Source organism: Paenibacillus sp. J14, from assembly GCF_000518465.1.
GTDB lineage: Bacteria > Bacillota > Bacilli > Paenibacillales > Paenibacillaceae > Fontibacillus > Fontibacillus barengoltzii.
The window spans coordinates 18,927-35,894 of the sequence record NZ_JADQ01000009.1; the positions used below are offsets into that span (position 1 = coordinate 18,927).

General features: G+C 44.5%; 14 protein-coding genes and 1 pseudogene. 1 reads left to right on the forward strand and 14 read right to left on the reverse strand.

Annotated features, from left to right (window positions below; translation table 11 throughout):
* Positions 1-8 precede the first annotated feature (8 nt).
* The 5 genes from M891_RS0104455 to M891_RS23275 form a co-directional block, all read right to left on the reverse strand.
* Positions 9-2,471: a hypothetical protein gene (locus tag M891_RS0104455; RefSeq protein WP_028537973.1), complete on the reverse strand. Its 2,463-nt coding sequence runs from the start codon at positions 2,469-2,471 to the stop codon at positions 9-11.
* Positions 2,472-2,494: 23 nt separating this feature from the next.
* Complete coding sequence (locus tag M891_RS0104460) at positions 2,495-3,313, reverse strand: carbohydrate ABC transporter permease (protein ID WP_028537974.1); 819 nt, start codon at positions 3,311-3,313, stop codon at positions 2,495-2,497.
* Positions 3,314-3,339: 26 nt separating this feature from the next.
* A complete protein-coding gene (locus tag M891_RS0104465; RefSeq protein WP_028537975.1) occupies positions 3,340-4,212 on the reverse strand; it encodes a carbohydrate ABC transporter permease in 873 nt (290 codons plus the stop codon).
* A 25-nt stretch (positions 4,213-4,237) separates the two neighbouring features.
* Positions 4,238-5,560 (reverse strand): ABC transporter substrate-binding protein, encoded by a 1,323-nt coding sequence (locus M891_RS0104470; protein ID WP_028537976.1) that lies wholly within the window; start codon positions 5,558-5,560, stop codon positions 4,238-4,240.
* Positions 5,561-5,632: 72 nt separating this feature from the next.
* Positions 5,633-6,622 carry an ROK family protein gene (locus tag M891_RS23275; RefSeq protein ID WP_084628812.1) on the reverse strand — a complete coding sequence of 330 codons (990 nt, stop codon included), beginning with the start codon at positions 6,620-6,622 and terminating at the stop codon, positions 5,633-5,635.
* A gap of 378 nt (positions 6,623-7,000) precedes the next feature.
* Here M891_RS23275 and M891_RS0104480 point away from each other — a divergent pair, with 378 nt between their 5' ends.
* Positions 7,001-8,176 (forward strand): ROK family transcriptional regulator, encoded by a 1,176-nt coding sequence (locus M891_RS0104480; RefSeq protein WP_028537977.1) that lies wholly within the window; start codon positions 7,001-7,003, stop codon positions 8,174-8,176.
* Positions 8,177-8,223: 47 nt separating this feature from the next.
* On the opposite strand, the gene M891_RS23280 is transcribed toward M891_RS0104480, so the two are convergent.
* The 9 genes and pseudogenes from M891_RS23280 to M891_RS0104525 all read right to left on the reverse strand — a co-directional run bounded on the left by M891_RS23280 (position 8,224) and on the right by M891_RS0104525 (position 16,953).
* Positions 8,224-9,831: an MFS transporter gene (locus M891_RS23280; RefSeq protein ID WP_051416831.1), complete on the reverse strand. Its 1,608-nt coding sequence runs from the start codon at positions 9,829-9,831 to the stop codon at positions 8,224-8,226.
* Between the two features lie 119 nt (positions 9,832-9,950).
* Positions 9,951-10,283 (reverse strand): ArsR/SmtB family transcription factor, encoded by a 333-nt coding sequence (locus M891_RS0104490; protein WP_028537978.1) that lies wholly within the window; start codon positions 10,281-10,283, stop codon positions 9,951-9,953.
* Positions 10,284-10,382: 99 nt separating this feature from the next.
* A pseudogene (tnpA, locus tag M891_RS23285) lies at positions 10,383-10,715 on the reverse strand (IS200/IS605 family transposase); the annotation flags it as partial.
* A gap of 346 nt (positions 10,716-11,061) precedes the next feature.
* Positions 11,062-11,733: an ABC transporter ATP-binding protein gene (locus M891_RS0104500; protein ID WP_036699379.1), complete on the reverse strand. Its 672-nt coding sequence runs from the start codon at positions 11,731-11,733 to the stop codon at positions 11,062-11,064.
* On the reverse strand, positions 11,723-13,027 hold the full coding sequence (locus M891_RS23290) for a hypothetical protein (RefSeq protein ID WP_051416832.1): 1,305 nt from the start codon (positions 13,025-13,027) through the stop codon (positions 11,723-11,725). Before M891_RS23290 ends, M891_RS0104500 begins: the two co-directional genes overlap by 11 nt.
* Complete coding sequence (locus M891_RS0104510) at positions 13,014-13,988, reverse strand: ABC transporter permease (RefSeq protein WP_028537980.1); 975 nt, start codon at positions 13,986-13,988, stop codon at positions 13,014-13,016. The genes M891_RS23290 and M891_RS0104510 overlap by 14 nt, the downstream gene beginning before the upstream one ends.
* Positions 13,989-14,103: 115 nt before the next feature.
* Positions 14,104-14,580, reverse strand: a complete 477-nt coding sequence (locus M891_RS25240) for a hypothetical protein (RefSeq protein ID WP_157268759.1) — start codon at positions 14,578-14,580, stop codon at positions 14,104-14,106.
* Between the two features lie 288 nt (positions 14,581-14,868).
* A complete protein-coding gene (locus M891_RS0104520; RefSeq protein WP_028537981.1) occupies positions 14,869-15,951 on the reverse strand; it encodes a Gfo/Idh/MocA family protein in 1,083 nt (360 codons plus the stop codon).
* An 18-nt stretch (positions 15,952-15,969) separates the two neighbouring features.
* Complete coding sequence (locus tag M891_RS0104525) at positions 15,970-16,953, reverse strand: Gfo/Idh/MocA family protein (protein ID WP_028537982.1); 984 nt, start codon at positions 16,951-16,953, stop codon at positions 15,970-15,972.
* Positions 16,954-16,968: the final 15 nt, after the last annotated feature.

Here is a 16,968-nt window from a genome sequence, read left to right on the forward strand (position 1 = left end):
TCAACGATTTAGATGTAGAATGCGAGCAAGCCCTCGTTATAAGCCTCGCAAAGGCGCATTGCCGCTTCGGTGGTCTGTTTTTCCTGGCTGGACAGAGTAAACGCAAATTCATAAAACCCGCCCAAGTCGACTTTGAAGTTCGTCTCCCAGTAGTTGTTCATGACCCAAGCGAAGGTCTCCCCACGGTTCAGCTCCCAATTGTTGCCGTCGCATAATTGGATCGGCTTCGCTTCCAGAGGGCCAAACGTCAGCAACGGCGTGTCTTTAACTGCGACCAGCACCTGCCGTTCGCCGGCTTCCATTACCAATCCGTTCTGGATCAGATAAAATTCCATATTGCTGCCAGGCAGCTGATCGATGCCCGGGCGAAGGATGCAGCCGGTTTTGTCTACGTACTTCACCTCTTCATCCCCTGCCGTGAACGGCAACGACACATAAAGGTTTTCCGGGTCCCACACACTATCCTTGTGGACGCGCACCATCGCTTCAATTTTGTTGATGTGCCGGTACAGCTTCAAGAACACCTTGTAGAACCGCGTGCCCTCCAGGCTGTAATCGAGCTGCAGCGAGACGAACAACGGCCCGCTCTCTACAATCTGGATATCAGTCAGACGAGATTCATACCGCCGGGTTGCCGGGGATTTACGGTTGCGCCCCATTCGCCGACGCTCCTCTGTCGGAGAGGTGCGGATATCGGTCACTTCGTAAATGCCGCAAAACGGGGCATAGGTTGCGTCCTGCCGAACCAGATTCTTCCCGCTCTTCCGATCGATTATCGAAGTAATTCCCCGCTTTTGATCGAACTCCACCCGGTAGAACGCCGTCTCCACGCAGGCCACATCCTCGCGCAGCGCCCCAGGCTGCAGCACATCCTCGACCCCCTCCGCGCCAATATGAGCGTGGCTTTGGGAGGTTCCATTCTGATAGCGGCCGGTTGCACGCACCCCAACGTTGCGTTCCTCCTTCGGTTGCAGCTTGAGCGGAATTTCAATCTCAAAAGCTCGGGCGATTCTTTTCACCTGGTGCGGGATCACTTCGTTAGTCGTCAAATCAAACACTTCGATAGGAACATCCAGGCTGTAGTTCAACCCATCAACATACTCCCAAAACTCAATATAGATTTTGGCAGTCGTCTCCAGCGAAATGTCGTGAGGATTGATAATTCGATAGCGCTGCGGCCGATCTTGGCGGATGGCTACCTCCCCTTTTTTCGCTAATATCCGATCCAGGTTATCTGCCACCTCGGTGTTGCCATTAATGGCGTAAGCCGATTTCTTGTGCTCCAGTTCCCCAACCAGAGTCTCCCAAGGTTCCGATACGGAGGAGGAATACCCCCAGGTGTGCTCGCTGTAGAGGATCAGATTTTCCGCCGCTTTCTGCATCAACTCTGCATCCCCCAAAGTGGCATCGGGATCCAGCTTTTTGCAGAGATCGTACTTGCGTTGCCCCTCCCGATACACCTTGACAACCGCCGGAGTGGAGCCTACGCCGTCCGCCCACCAATCGTTCCAATCGCCTTGGTAGACCGGAATATCCTTCCATTCTGTTTCCAGATGATCAAAAAATTGATCCAGCGTTACCATCTGGAACTCCAAGGTTCCGGCGTACTTCCGGTTCAGCAAGTCAACCCGTTCCGCGATCTTCACGTTGGGCGGCGCATTGTCCGTGATCGCTCCCGAAACCATGAATGGCACAAAATCACCGGGATACCCTTCAGCCTCCAGGTTCTGCAGGTAACGCTCCAGTCGTTCATCGAGAATGGCCAACTCGACTTGCTCGGTATCCTCGGGGCTGGTGGTAAAGAGCTGATTGCCACGAATCTTTTTGCCTATTTCATCAAAAATCATATAGGTCGAAGCTGCGTGCGGTGAGAAGCAAAGCTCATTGCCAAAGTGGTAATGCTCCCCGTTCCAAACGAGTACCTTCTTCCCAGACGGCCCTTGCCAGTAAAAAGGGGTCTGCTTTTTGTAGAGCGGGAACATGCCGTGATGGGGATGCAGACAGGAAAACAGACGCTCCACGCCGCACTCCTGCAGCACGTCGGCATATCCCCAGGCAAACCCATTGATATCGGCGCTCATTCCGCTGCGGATGGGATAACCGATCTGCTCACCGTACGTCTTGGCTTGTATCGTACAATCGTAAAGAATATCTCGACTAACCAGCTCGGTTAAATTCAAATAGTTGCCAGAAAGGCCAATTCGCCCTTCTCGCACGTATTTTTCAAAATCTGCAATATAGTCCGAAGGCGCATGGGCATAGAAGTTTTTGACCTGCCAATGATTTTCGCACTGCCACACAAATCCTTTGCGAGCTTCATTACCGGTGCGGTCAATCTCTCTCAGAATATCCACGGCCTGTTTGATAAAATCGCAATGATAATGGATGATTTTGTCCTGTCGCTCGGTGTAGCCAATATCGGTGTGTGAATGATGAATGAGGAATACCTTCCAGTTCTTTGACAGTTTCATAAAGCCACTCCGTTCCTTAAGAATTACTTGCTCTGATAAGCATAGCCAGCTTCAAAATGTTTGTTCAGCAAGAAAAACAGCAGCAGCGTAGGAATCGATGCGACCACGCAGGCCATGAGAATGACCGGTACATTCGCTTTGTCCATTAAGGATATGGCAGCCATCACCGGACGTATCTCCCGGGATTTCGTGAAGGTCAGTCCAAACATGAGCTCGTTCCACACCCAATTGAACTGGGTCAAGAAGATCACAGCCAGCGGGGCGGTTGACATCGGGACAAAGATATGCCCTAAAATCTGCAGGCTGTTACAGCCATCCATTTTGGCCGATTCACAAATTTCCTTCGATATGCCAAGAAAATAATTCCGGAGCACAAACATGCAGAAGGGAACGCAGATGGCCGTATAGAACAAAATCATCCCCAGTTGGGTATCGTACAGCTTCGTGGCGGTCAGTCCCTTGTAAACCGGAATCAAATAGATCTGGAACGGGAAGATCGTTCCGCTGTAGATAAAGAGGAACCAGAACATCGGCCGTTTGATCTTGAGATGGGAGATCGCATAGGCGGCCAGGATGGCGATGAGGACGGCTGCCCCTGCCGAAACAGAGGCATACAGGAAGCTGTTGACCATCCCCTTCACCATACCAAAAGCGCTGGCAATCCCTTTTAGATTTTCGGCCAAGTTTATTCCCTTCGGCAGATCCCAGAAGTTCCCCAGATTATATTCCTGCTTCTTCTTGAAGATCCCGATGAAGGCGAACACCGCCGGAAATATCCAAAAAACGGATAGAATGATCAGCACGGTATTTACGGCGATGCTTCCTCGGCTTACTTTTTTCATAGGATGGGTTCTCCTTTCTCGCTTCCTCAGACCGTCCGGTCGGTGTCTCCGAAGGTGTTGCGGATATTAAAATAGGAGACGATCAGGATCATGACAGTGAGCACCACAGCGACTGCCGCACCGACACCAAATTTCCCGTGGATAAAGGACTCCTGGTACATCGTCAACGCTAACGTTTCGGAAGTCCGGTAAGGCCCCCCTTTTGTCATGACCCAGATCGAATCAAACACCTTAAAGCTGTTCACCAGAGACATGAGCAGCACCACCACCGTAGTCGGCTGGAGAAGCGGGAAAATCACCTTCGTATATAGCTGAATCGTCCGCGCGCCTTCGATCTTGGCGGCTTCAATCGGAGAGCTGGGAATGGTGGTCAGCCCGGTGATGAATAGAATGGTGTTCAAGCCAACGCCTTGCCACGTTCCCATCAAAATCATGATGAACGTATTGACATACGGGATGGCCAGCCAATCGCGAACCCAGCTCTTGAATCCCAGTAAGCCGAACAACTGAGGAATGCCGTATTTCGAGAGAATGGCCACCATGATAATGCCGCCAATGGTGCTCGACAGTGCTGTGGGATAGTAGAAAATATTTTTGAATCCGCCAACCCAGGAACTGTTCTTAATGAAAACAGCCAATAGCAGCGGCAGCGCCAACGTAAATACAAGAGAAAACACAACCCAGATCACGGTGTTCATGAGAGAGATTTTGAAGTTCGCATCCTGAAACAGATGGCGATAGTTCTCTATGCCCACGAACCGCATGGCGGAAAATCCATCATATTCATAGAAACTCAAACGAACGGTATACACGATGGATGTGGCAAAGAATACGGCAACCAGCAGAACCGCCGGCAGCAGATAAAGGTAATTCGTCCAAGCAATGTTGCTCTTCTTCAAAGGAACCCCCTCACTCCGTCGTAATTTAACCGAATACTTCATCCGCCTTGGCCTGAATCGTATTCAGTACATCGTCAATATCCGCGCCGCTGTACATAAAGCGAGAGAGCTCATCAATGGCTGTATTGCGCAGATCCTCAGGGGTATTCTCATAGAAGCGAAGCAGAAGCTGGTACTTGGAGGAATCTCCGGTCATATCCAAAATGCGCTGAATGGTCCCATTTTCCACGGAGATCGAACTAATGTTGGCAATGCCGAGTTCACCCACCATCACCGTTTGGGTACCCGGTTTGTAGAAGCCGCGCAGCGCAGCGAGGGCCTGTTCTTTGGAGGAGCTAGCCTCAGTTACTACAATTGGCGAAGCTTCAAAGAAGATCGTCCCCTTTGCACCATTTATGCTCGGCAGGATAAAGGCATCAACATTCGTTCCAGGCTCCATGCCGAAATCGTTCTGTAAGCCCGTTACGGTAGGACTATCATCCAACATCATAGCGACGACGCCTGTCGCAAATTCTTTATGGAGGTCACTGTAGACGATGGGCTCTCCGAAGTAGCCTTTATTAAACATGTCTCTCCAGATCGTCATCACTTCCTTCACAGCTTCATCCGTATAAGGCTTGGTGCCGTTGCAAATATCGATATAGAGCTGCGGATCGTAAGCGGCAATCAATTGCTGGAACCAGATAAAGCTGGCCCACGAGTCGTTCTTCAAGCCAATTGGGGTGACACCGCTGGCTTTGATCTTCTCGCAAGCCTCGAGAAACTCTTCGAATGTCGTTGGAACAGCCACGCCGGCAGCCTCAAAAACTTCCACATTATAGAGCACAGACATGTAACGGAGACTATAAGGCGCTGCGTAGACCTTCCCATCCACCGTGAAAGCGTCCTTGATATCTGCGGAAACACCATCGGCAATGTAGTTATCCCATTCCGCAGTCAAGTCTGCCAACTTGCCGTTTTTGGCCAGTGTTTCTAATTGCGGGCCGCTCCACCAGGTGAACAGGCCAGGAGCCCCGGGGTCATCAATCGTTTGTTGGATGGCCGTTTGATAGGCTGCTACATCAGGGTAATTGGTTAGCTCGATCTCGATCCCCGAATCGTTCTTCCAAGCTTCAGCCAACCGAGCTGCCTTTTCCGCATCGCCCAGTTTATCCAGCCAAAAGTCTACTTTTCCGCCAGTCTGTGCAGGCGGATTCTCGGAAGCAGTTGTATCTCCGGTATTTCCGGAAGTGTTTCCAGAAGGATTTCCAGAAGTGTTATCGGCGGCGTTCCCGCCACCACATGCTGCAAGGATCCCCGTCATAAGGAACATGGTAAGAAATAAGGACATCATTTTTTTGCCAGACATCGTTTTATCCTCCCCTTGGTTTGATCTATACAATGACCCCGCGGCACGATGTGCATCAAGCGGGTTTGTAGACTAAACGCGTTGAATTCCTTGCTTCACCACTGTTGCCTGATACCCATGCAAGTAAGCTGCGCCAATAAGTCCGGCATCATTGTTTAGTTTGGCAATCGTAATTTGCGGCAGCGGAACTTGTTTGCAGTACACCCCTTTTTTGACATAAGCAAGGATGGGCTGTAACAGATAGTCGCCTTCACTGCTAATTCCACCGCCAATCACAATCATCTCAGGCTGAAAAATATTAATGATGTCGATAATCCCCTCTGACACATAATAGAAGTATTGATCCAGCAGCTTTAAGGCTGCTGAGTCGTTGAGTCTGGCGGTATCAAAGATGTTCTTCCCGTTGAATTGCCCGGAACGCCTCTTCACTTCGGCCAGTAGGGACTCCGGAAATTGCGCCGCCATCTCCTCTGCCATCCGAATCAGCGCCGTGATCGAAGCGTAGGATTCCCAGCAACCACGTCGCCCGCAGGTGCATGGTACGCCCCCGGATACAATGACCATGTGTCCAATCGCATTAGCCGCTGAATTAAAACCGCTGTGAATTTGCCCGCCAAGGATAATCCCCCCGCCAACTCCAGTGCCCAGCGTCACGGTAACCGAGGAGCTTGTTCCTTGGGATGCTCCACAGAGATACTCGCCCAATGCAGCGCAATTGGCGTCGTTGTCGATATAAACTTCCTTGGGTACATAGCTCTGCAGCGTTTTGACTAGCGGGACATGCTCCCAGGCAATATTGTTGGAGTAAATCACTTCTCCCTTTTGCTGATCCAAGATTCCCGGGCAGCCAAGGCCAATCGCCTTAACCTCATCAAGTTGGATTCCAGCTAAGTCCAGAACCGAGTAAATGGAATCCGCGATATCACGCAGCACCTCCGTATAGGGCCGTCCCCCCCTTGTATCAAAACTTACCTTTGAAAGAATGGTCTGATCCTCTCCTACCAGCGCACATGAGACCTTCGTGCCGCCAATATCCACTCCTATCCGCATAGCAAACTTCATCACTCCATTCGTATCCCCGCAATAGGCAGAATTCTTGATGAACTCGGTTTATATAACCTTTAATAAACTGCGACACCTTACAGGAATATCTAATAGTAAATATCTCTTACTAACTGGATTATAAAACCGCTTTCAACGGGATGTCAATACAAAATGGGCAAATTTAAATCATAATATTTTTTCTTTGTTATGGGACGAAAACTTAATCCAAGCGCAATTAATATCCTACACTTACTATTCATCATCCTATTAGTGATACAAATTAGATACTTTTAAAAAACTCTTATGGTACGATCCCGATGTAACTGTGATATAATACGAGTAATATACTTTCGAATTGTAAAGGAATACCTATTCTTACATATGGAGATGGCAGCAATGCGAGGCGTAAATCATCAGAATATGATCGAAACGAATAAGTTTCTCATCCTAAAGACCATTGCTACATGTGGTCCAATATCCAGAATCGAGCTGAGCAAAAAAACGCAGCTAAGTAAAATGACCATCACTTCGCTGATTGCTGATTTTTTGGAGGAGGGCATTGTCCGCGAATGCGGGACAAGCGCTTCAACGTCAGGACGGCGACCGACCTTGTTGGAAGTGGTGCCCGACAGCCTGCTTACGCTGGGCATCAGTGTGGGGCGGGACTATTTACAGGTGGGAATAATCAACCTGACCGGTGCGATCGTTCTGCACAACCAAGTTCCGATCGGGCAATTCACGACGGAGGACAGCTTTATTAGCGGCTTGTTAGCCATGTGCGAGGTCATCCTCCAGAATGTCCCCATCGAGAAGGTCTGGGGCATCGGAATTGCGAGTATCGGCCCGATTAATATGACGGAAGGCGTCATTATCGATCCGCCTGATTTTAATATCGATATCATCCATATCGTTCCCCGGTTAAAGGAACGTTGGAATCTTCCTGTTTATATCGAAAACGATATGGCCGTGTCCGCCCTGGCGGAGATGTATTACGGGGACGGGAATCAGTATAACAACTTCGTGTATGTGGGGGTAACCGCAGGGATCGGCGGAGGAGTAATTCTTGATCAACGCTTATATAGCGGGACGAATGGGCTCGCTTCAATTATTGGCCATATGATTGTGCAGACCGACGGAGAGTTATGCGCTTGCGGGCAACGTGGTTGCTTGGAGGCGATGAGCAGCGTTCGCGCCACCCTCCACTGGGCACATCAGAACGGCGCGCCGCACGATATGGATTGGATGCAGCTTCTGATTAAGGCGGAAGCCGGCGATGCGATCTGTTCCGCTGCATTGGAACGGATGAAGCATTATCTTTTGAGCGGCCTGATCAACATCGTGCATCTATATGACCCGGAATGTATTTTTATCGGAGGCGACTTATGGTTTGCCAAAGACCCGCTGTTTCAATATTTTGAGCAGGAGGTAAATCGCCGGATCATCGCCGCAGGCAACCGCCGCAAAGTCCAGATCGCACGTTCAAAATTCCCGGGAAATGCGTTTTTTATCGGCACCGCCGCCCTCGTCATGGAAAATAACCAAGAGTACCGCAGAGTAAACGGAAATGGATAAGCAAAATCCACGAGGCTGTCGCCTCGTGGATTTTGAATTTCAGTTCCCTATTTTAAATTACTATTTTCAGAAGCTGCGTTATCCATATGAATCACAGCCGTTTGATTGCTCGGCTTTCTTTTTTTAATCAGAACAGCACTTGCAAATGAGCCAATAAGCAATAAGATGGCAATGAATAAATCGACATCTTTCATCCCGGTGTTGAAAGCACTAAAGACAATATTCTTGATATCTCCAAAAGCTGGCATTTGCTTGAATACTTCAGCTTGCTTACTTTCAAAAATTTGTGAGCCAGCAAAAGCTCCCGTTTTGTGAAAAACATCTAGCATTTGATTTTTAAACTCTGCAGGAATATTTTGTACTCCCATCATTTGCTTATCCAAAGAATGGTTATAACCTTCTGTCAAATTAATGCCTAATATTACCACACCAAATGAAATACCTACTTGCCGGAATACATTTAAAATACCGGAAGCCATACCAACATGTTTTGGATCAACAGAGCTCATTGCAGCATTAGAGATTGGAGGATTTACCAAAGCATTACTGATCCCAGCAAGAACAAATCCAGGTATTAAATAACTCCATTCAAAAGGTACTTTCATCATATGACGAAGAACAATCATTCCAATTGCTCCAATCAATAACGCACCGCTAATCAACCAACGGTTCCCAATTTTCCCGGAAATTATACCAGCCATAGGACCTAATATAATCGTAAACCCGCTGATTAATAACATCTTCATTCCTGTTTCAAACGCGGAATAGCCCATATAATTTTGCATAAGAATGGCTAGATATGTGAAACCGCCATATAAACCCGCACCTAAAACAAATGCTGCAATGTTGGCACCATTAAATGAACCATTTTTAAAAATCGACAATTCAATCATAGGATTCTTCACCTTTCTTTCAGCCACAAGAAAAGCAATGAAGAAAACGATTGATAAGCTTAATAAACTTAATATATGCCAATCGATCCACGAATAATTTTCATGCATTTCTTTTTGAATTAGAGCTAATACCATAGTGAAGATCATTGCAGTACTTAAAAGAAATCCGAAAAAATCAATTTTTTCGTTACTATTTCTATTACTTTCCTGGATGAAGAAGATCCCTAATAGGATTGCCAAAATACCAAAAGGTATATTAATCAGGAAAATTGATCGCCAACCCAAACTATCAACTAAAGCCCCGCCAATAAGGGGTCCCCCTGATATAGCTAGACCAACTGCTCCACTCCAAAACCCTAATGCTAATCCTCTTTGTTTGTCAGGAAATGATGATGTCACAATCGTTAACGATAATGACATCATTGCTGCTCCACCAATTCCTTGCAAACCTCGGAAAATGTTCAACCAAAGATGACTACTCGCTAAGCCACTTGTAAGGGAACCTATCACGAAGACGCTTAATCCCAATAGAAACACTTTTTTAAGTCCGATAATATCCCCTAACTTCGAGACTGGCAATAGCATCGCAGCATATACTAAAGTGTAACCATTCAATACCCATTGTAGATTTGAAAAATTGGATGAAAACTTTTTTTGAATTTCTGGCAGCGCTACATTCACAATTGTAATGTCCAACATTGCCATAAATACAGCTAAACTAACTGTGACTAGAATCCACCATTTTCTATTCGACTGTTCCATCCTAAAAACCCCTTCCGTGTTTATGTGCACATAAATGCATATATAGAGCAAAATAAAAAGCACTCTATTATTTTGAATATTAGCAGTGCCGATCCCAATCAATAGTCACTGTGGGATCATCATTTTTTTATATTCATGAGTGCTTTCATATTATGCGCTGTTGCCTCAAACTTATCGGCAATGAACTTTTTATTTGCTTTGTAGTAAATTTCTCGACCTTCTTTCCTTCTCTGAACAATACTATATCTATTCATAAAATCTAGATGACGAGAAATCACCGATCGATTTTGAGGAAAATGTTCTGCTATTTCCCCAACCGTCATTTCACCATTAGCGGAAAGAAATATCAACAATTCACTTCGAACTGGGTCGAAAAGAGCTCTAAAAAATTCAATATCAATATTGTCTTCAATTATTTGCTTACATTTACTTGGATCATAATTGAGTCCCATAATCTCACCGCCTAATTTTTATATATGCATTTGTGCGCAAATGTAAACATATTGAACCTTGAAAAATTTTAACACATGCTGTAAATCATAACCACCCTAATATCCCTCTGCCCAAAATTTTCGATTGCCATATTTATACTTCAAGTTGGCATGCTTCTCGAATATCATCAGTGAACTCTTTCCCTTTAGATATCCCATGAATGACAATACTGAGATTTTGGGTGGGATCGCTACAAGCATATGTACATGATCTGGCATCATGTGCCCTTCTATGATCTCTACTCCTTTGTACTTACACAAATGTTTAAATATTTCGATCAAGTCTTTCCTCACTTGATTATAGATCTCTTTCCGTCTATACTTCGGGGTGAACACGATATGGTATTTGCACATCCACTTCGTGCGAACTAGACTATAGCTCTTGTTTGCCATCTAAGACCGTTCCTTTCTTTAATTGAGCCTGAACATCTCAATTTTATGGGGATGGTCTTGTTGGTCAAACCTTGCTTCCCTCCACCCGCATAGCGGGTGGTTTTTTGTTTCGCACGCTTCGCGTGCTCAACTGGCTAAAGTTGTGTGGTAACTTCATTCTACAGGAAAATTAGGTTATTTTGTTCCTTTTATTATCATTCGACAAAAACGGGGCGTCCGGCGGTCAGTTTTCACTGACTTTCTGGACAGCCCCGTCGGTTTTTGGCTCTCACATCCTTATTGTCTGAATATTTGTTAACGTGAAGACTTCGTTAATTTGTACATATTTTTACTGAATACTAATTTACTAACTTACAGAATACAACTCCTTATGCTGTAGTTTATATATATGCTGACAACTTTTTGCAACAGTATCGTCATGAGTAACTATGACTAGCGTCACTCCTTGTTGATGCAGAGAACTAAATATTTTCAAAATCGATTCTTCGGTTTGTTCATCAAGTGAACCGGTAGGTTCATCTGCCAAAAGCAATAAGGGTCTTTTTACAATAGCACGTCCAATAGCAACCCGTTGACGTTCACCACCAGATAATGTTGAAATTTCTCTCTTTATTGTATACTCAATTTCCAGATCATAAAGAATTTCTTCAACCCTAGCCTTTATTTGATGTTTTGGCATCCCAAGATATTGTAGCGGGAGGGCAATATTTTCAAAAACATTCCTGTCATCAAGCAAATGGAAATTTTGAGTTACAAAGCCAATATTTTTTTTGCGGTACTCGGCTCTTTGGTTTTCTGTTAGTTTTGAGATATCCGTACCATTGAAGAGCATTACACCTTTATCGAAAGGAAGAAGCCCACCTATAATATTTAGTAAAGTTGATTTTCCACAACCACTCTTCCCTTTTATTGCTATTGATTCTCCCTCATGAATTTTTAAATTCAAATCCTCTAAAATATTGACGTATTGGCTTCCGTTCTTATAACATTTAGTGATTCCAGCTAGTTCAATAAGCATTTTGCCCTCTTCCCCCTTCTTCTTCATGATTTATAACGAATGGTGTATACAGAAGCTTATAAGCGGGGACAATGCACGAAATAACGCTCATAGCTATGCTCAGCAGTAACAAAATAAACTGTGTTTTAAGATCACCCAATTTTAAAACTTGATCAATAATAATAAACGCGGATAAATAAGCTGCCAGGAAAACACTTCCAATTTCCAAAAATTGCATTTTGATAAGTTCCATCTTAGTGGCTCCATTTATAAAATGAATAAATAAAAAAGGAAATCTTCTTTTTTGTTGCAAAATGATGATATAGCTAATAATTAACAAATTTAAAAAAATCATAGCGAAAAAGAATGATTGCACCAACGATTTATTTTCTAATAGTGTTGTCAGCAAACCTCGATATTTTAGAAAATGTGGATTCAAACCGATAAAAGAATAGTCGATAGCATTTTGCTTTGCAATCGCATCAATTCTTTGAAACATTTTTTGAGTCTGTACAGTATTATTTTCAGTAACAATAAAACCGTTAATCATGGCAAAATAATTTATTTGTTGAAACAACTCATCTTCCTCTGATTTTGGATTCCCATATTCTCTATATGGAATAATTATGTAATCATCAAGATAAAACTCCGGATTATTATTAAAAAACAACTTACTATTTTCCTTCAAGAACCCAATAACCTTTACTCTTTGTGGTTTATTGTAGTATTTTATGGATATTTCTTCACCTAATTGATAGATCTTTCTATACGAAGAACCTAATAATACTGACATGGTATTGGTAGAATTACTAAAATCGTCCTCGCCCCACATTGTTCCTTCCGACGTATTTAGATGAAAAAAATCAGCAGCTTTTTTATTCATTTGAAATGATTTTACTGCTGTATATACTGTTCCATTAATACTTTCCTGGTGTTTTTCTCCCCCGCTTTCGTAACCTTCAACAAATTTAAGCGGAAGGCCTTTATCTTCCAGTAGAATGTGATGATTAAACATTGCCAAATATTGAAAATCGGTTGAAGTATTTAGCATCGAATAGTAATTTTTTAATTTTATTAAATAGTCCGATTGACTATTAAAATCTTGATACTTTTCCCCATCATAATAATTGTCCAGTAATTGATAGACCGCCTTTCCTTCATATATTTCACCAAGGCTCCTACTTTCATAATCAAGTTGCTGTAGAAAAGCAACAAACGTTCCAAAAAGGATTAAAAAAACTGTGATTTGCAAGTACATGATGAGTACCAAAAATTTATATTTCTTTAGATATAACCTATATTCACTGAGGATCATTCCTGGTTACCTTTCCTTTTGCATGATCATTATAAAAAAATAAGCTCAACAATAGCCAAACACTAAATAAGAAAAGAAATGTCAGCAAAATCATCGAACCCAAATTAAATAAGATGAATGAATCAAAGATATAAATGACAAAAAATGTGGAAATACTTGAAAAAATCACAATTAGCAGTGATTTATTTATAATTTGTTGATATATTTTTCTTTTCGAAACGCCCAAGAGGAACAAAACACGAATGGTTTTCTTTTCTTTTTCATACCAGTATCTTATAAAAGCTGTAATAGTGAATAATATAAGAATGCACATTTCAACGAATAACAAAAAATTAAAAAATGATACTTCTGCTGTTCTAGTTACACCTTTCTGTGTACTTTCAATCTGAGATATAAGGGGGTTTTTGCTTACAACTTTTTCAACTAACTCTTCAACTGTAGATTCGTTATCGCCATCCACAATAATTCTAGTATTTTTAGGGATATTCGGAAGTTCAGGATTAATAAGTAATACTAAATAATCTATCGAACTTGCAAATGAAGCCCCCATAAAACCGGTGACTTCATATTCTACTCCTTGAAAAGTAATATATTTATTTCCTCCGCGTTCATATACTTGTTTTCTCATTTCATTGCCAACCACTGCCTTGCGGCCTTGGTCTGTTTCTAAGAAATAATGCCCCGATCTTATTGGAGGAGACCATTCCCCTGAATTTTTCAATAACGCTCGATAGGTGCTATTATATTCTGCGAAAATTCTGCAATCGGAATCCGACAATTCCTTTAACCACCGATCATCACCTTGATTAATAAGAACTTTATGATGATTAGTATATAGTTCATTAGAAATTTCATTAAACTCTTCTTGCTTATGTAAATAAGTTTGAAAGATACAGAAGAATAAAAATAGACCGGTCAAAACAATGTAAAGAACTGCATCTTTCTTTCTTAGCGTAATCAATTCATTTTCCTCATTTCATTTGGGTTAAAGAGTGAAAGGTTACTTAATCCGAATCCATAGATTGAGTAACCTTTTCACTATATTAATCCTACTTATGTCCCAATATGAGTTAAGCTTAATGTCCCCAGTACGTTCTGGCCTCAGTATTTTCAAATATACCTGGTGCATACCATGGAGATTGTGCCTCTGTATATCCAGTTCCCCATTGTCTACCACTAGTTGTTCTCACATTTCCTTTGTTATCTTCCATCCTTGCAGTTGTATAATGGTATGTATCCTTCCAAATAGTGTAACCATAAGCTGCGTAAAATACAGTCTCACCATGATCTTCTGTTTTTGTACGACGTTCACCATAATGTTTATCGGGACTATCACTTGCGAAAATACCTACGCCAGTTGATCTAGCTTGATTAATATAATAGCCTCCTGATTCACTCCATCCACCCGATGCTTTTAGCGCTGTATCGGCAAATCCAGGCACAGCAGTTGCAAGAAGAGTCAATGGCATTTTTGTAAATATAATATATATTTTGATTGATAGAGTAGCGTGGCGGATACCCGCCACCTTAAGCAAATTGTGAGCCAAAGCCACAATCCCAAACTCCGTGTGAACCTTCTTTAGCCCTCGCCGTATAGTGAGCAAACAACTGCTCATCCGGGATGGCTTCAATCATCTCATCAATCACGCCGAGCTACGCCTTTTGTAGATTGTTGTGTGGTAACTTCATTCTACAGGAAAATTAGGTTATTTTGTTCCTTTTTTTAACATTTAACAAAACAGGGCGTCCAGAGGTCAATTTTCACTGACTTTCTGGACAGCCCCATTTTGTTTTCATGCCCTCTGTCCCGCGAAGCTTACGCCTCACGGCCTTATACGTACTTATTCCTGATCAAAATAAACGATCTTCCCTGTTTCCGCGGATTGATAGACCGCCTCCAAAATCTGAGATACGATCATGGCCTCCCTCGGTTTCACGAGAGGCTCCGTGTCGCTGACAATGCTGTGAATCCATTGTTTGGCTTCATACTCGAAATCGGTCAACTTCTCCCCGCGGAACAGTTCTCTTGCGTTAGGATCGACATCGATTTCATTCACGAACAAGCTTCCGTCTCTCTCGCCGTTGATCCGCAGCTTACGGTTATTAAAATCCGCCCCGCCCTTCGTGCCGCACAGTAGATTGCCCGCGTCATCTGCAATATTCAAGGCCCAGCTCGTTTCAATGATAACCGTAGCTCCATTTTTGAATTTCACGTAGCCAAACGCGGAGTCTTCGACTTCGAACTCATTCGGATCCCAAGAGCCCCATTCGTTTGCGGCATTTTCGGTGTATTTCAGCTTGTGGAACACACTGCCGACGACGCTTTCCGGTTCATAATTATCCATTAACCAGAGGATCAAGTCCAGGGAATGGGTTCCGATATCGATCATCGGGCCGCCGCCTTGCTTCTCTTTATCCAAGAACACGCCCCAGGTCGGTACACCTCTTCTGCGAGTAGCCACCGCTTTGGCGAAATAGATATCTCCCAGTTCGCCATTTTGGATCATCTTCTTGAGCAGTTGGCTCTTGGCGCTGGATCGACTCTGGTAACCGACGGTGAGCTTCTTGCCGGTTCGCAAGTGAGCATCATACATCGCTTTCGCCTCAGCACCCGTGACGGCCATAGGCTTCTCGCACATGACATGTTTGCCGCTTTCGAGCGCATCGATGGAAATCGAGGCATGAGAACTATTGGGGGTTAACACATGTACAACCTCGATCTCTTCCAGCGCCAGCAGATCCTTATAATTCGTGAACACCTTGGCATCCGGCGTACCAAATTTCTTCGCGGCAGCTTCAGCTCTTTCCGGGATCAAGTCGCAAAAGGCTACCATCTGCACATTGTCCACCTTCGCTAAACTCGGCATATGTTTATCATTGGCAATAAGTCCGCAACCGATGATCCCTACTTTTACCGTTCTCATCCGTTCCCCTCCTCCGCGCTACTTGAACTCCACCGTTCGATTTTTCTTGTGGGCGATATAGGCCGCCTCCAGAAGCTCTGTTAATTTCGTTCCATCTTCCAGTCCGAACGGCATCGGCTTATCCTCAAGCAAGGCATCCACCCATTGAACGATCGGGAGCGGCTGCGCTGCAGGGAGCTGTGTTGGCGATATCCATCCGGAGAAGGGGGAATCGAACTGCTTCGAAATGACTTTTACGTTCGAATCCGAGATGATCAACGTGCCTTCCGTACCGTAAATTTCAAGCGCAGAAGGAGTTCGATACGTCACCAAGCTGGTTTCGACCAGGGCAACTGCATTGTTGGCAAACTCAATGGAGCATTGTGCATTATCTTCCACGGCGCGCTGAGTGAAGTAATGGAACATGGAGGTGATCCGTTTCGGCTTCCCTAAGTACCAGCTGGCGAGATACATGGGGTGACACCCTAAATCCATCATCGCCCCGCCGCCGGCTTGCTTCTCATCATACCAGTACTCCGGAAGCCAATTGTTTAATGCCCCGTCATGCCCGTTCCGAATGCGCAGAAGCGTCACATCCCCTAAGATTCCGTCATCGATCAGCTGCTTCGCGAACAATTCCTGCGGTCTCGTGCGGGCCGGGAAGGAGATACAGAACTTAACGCCGGCCTCACGTACCGCTGCCGATATTCGGTCACATTCCTCCGTGGTCAGCGCCATCGCTTTCTCGGTGAAAATATGCTTGCCGGCTTGCGCCGCAGCCACCATGACGTCAGCGTGCATGCTTGTAGGGGCATCCACCACTACCCCATCCACATCTTCCCGCCGCAAAAGAGTGTCCAGATCTGCCTCAAAGTCCGCACCTAATCGAGTCGCCCATTCTCTGCCGCGTTCAGGTTCTTCGTCCCAGACCGCGGTGATTCTCACATCCCCATGGGATTGCAACATTCTGGCATAATCCTCTGCATGCACATGCCATTTACTTAACATCGCCACGTTTAACATCTTCGTTCCCTCCTT

Bases quoted from the DNA above. Each gene is read 5' to 3' on its own strand.
- M891_RS0104480 (WP_028537977.1), top strand. From the start codon at position 7,001: ATGCGAGGCGTAAATCATCAGAATATGATCGAAACGAATAAGTTTCTC.
- M891_RS0104520 (WP_028537981.1), bottom strand. From the start codon at position 15,951: ATGAGAACGGTAAAAGTAGGGATCATCGGTTGCGGACTTATTGCCAAT.
- M891_RS0104490 (WP_028537978.1), bottom strand. From the start codon at position 10,283: ATGGGACTCAATTATGATCCAAGTAAATGTAAGCAAATAATTGAAGAC.
- M891_RS23290 (WP_051416832.1), bottom strand. From the start codon at position 13,027: ATGATCCTCAGTGAATATAGGTTATATCTAAAGAAATATAAATTTTTG.
- M891_RS0104500 (WP_036699379.1), bottom strand. From the start codon at position 11,733: ATGCTTATTGAACTAGCTGGAATCACTAAATGTTATAAGAACGGAAGC.
- M891_RS0104455 (WP_028537973.1), bottom strand. From the start codon at position 2,471: ATGAAACTGTCAAAGAACTGGAAGGTATTCCTCATTCATCATTCACAC.
- M891_RS23275 (WP_084628812.1), bottom strand. From the start codon at position 6,622: ATGAAGTTTGCTATGCGGATAGGAGTGGATATTGGCGGCACGAAGGTC.
- M891_RS0104525 (WP_028537982.1), bottom strand. From the start codon at position 16,953: ATGTTAAACGTGGCGATGTTAAGTAAATGGCATGTGCATGCAGAGGAT.
- M891_RS0104460 (WP_028537974.1), bottom strand. From the start codon at position 3,313: ATGAAAAAAGTAAGCCGAGGAAGCATCGCCGTAAATACCGTGCTGATC.
- M891_RS0104470 (WP_028537976.1), bottom strand. From the start codon at position 5,560: ATGTCTGGCAAAAAAATGATGTCCTTATTTCTTACCATGTTCCTTATG.
- M891_RS23280 (WP_051416831.1), bottom strand. From the start codon at position 9,831: ATGGAACAGTCGAATAGAAAATGGTGGATTCTAGTCACAGTTAGTTTA.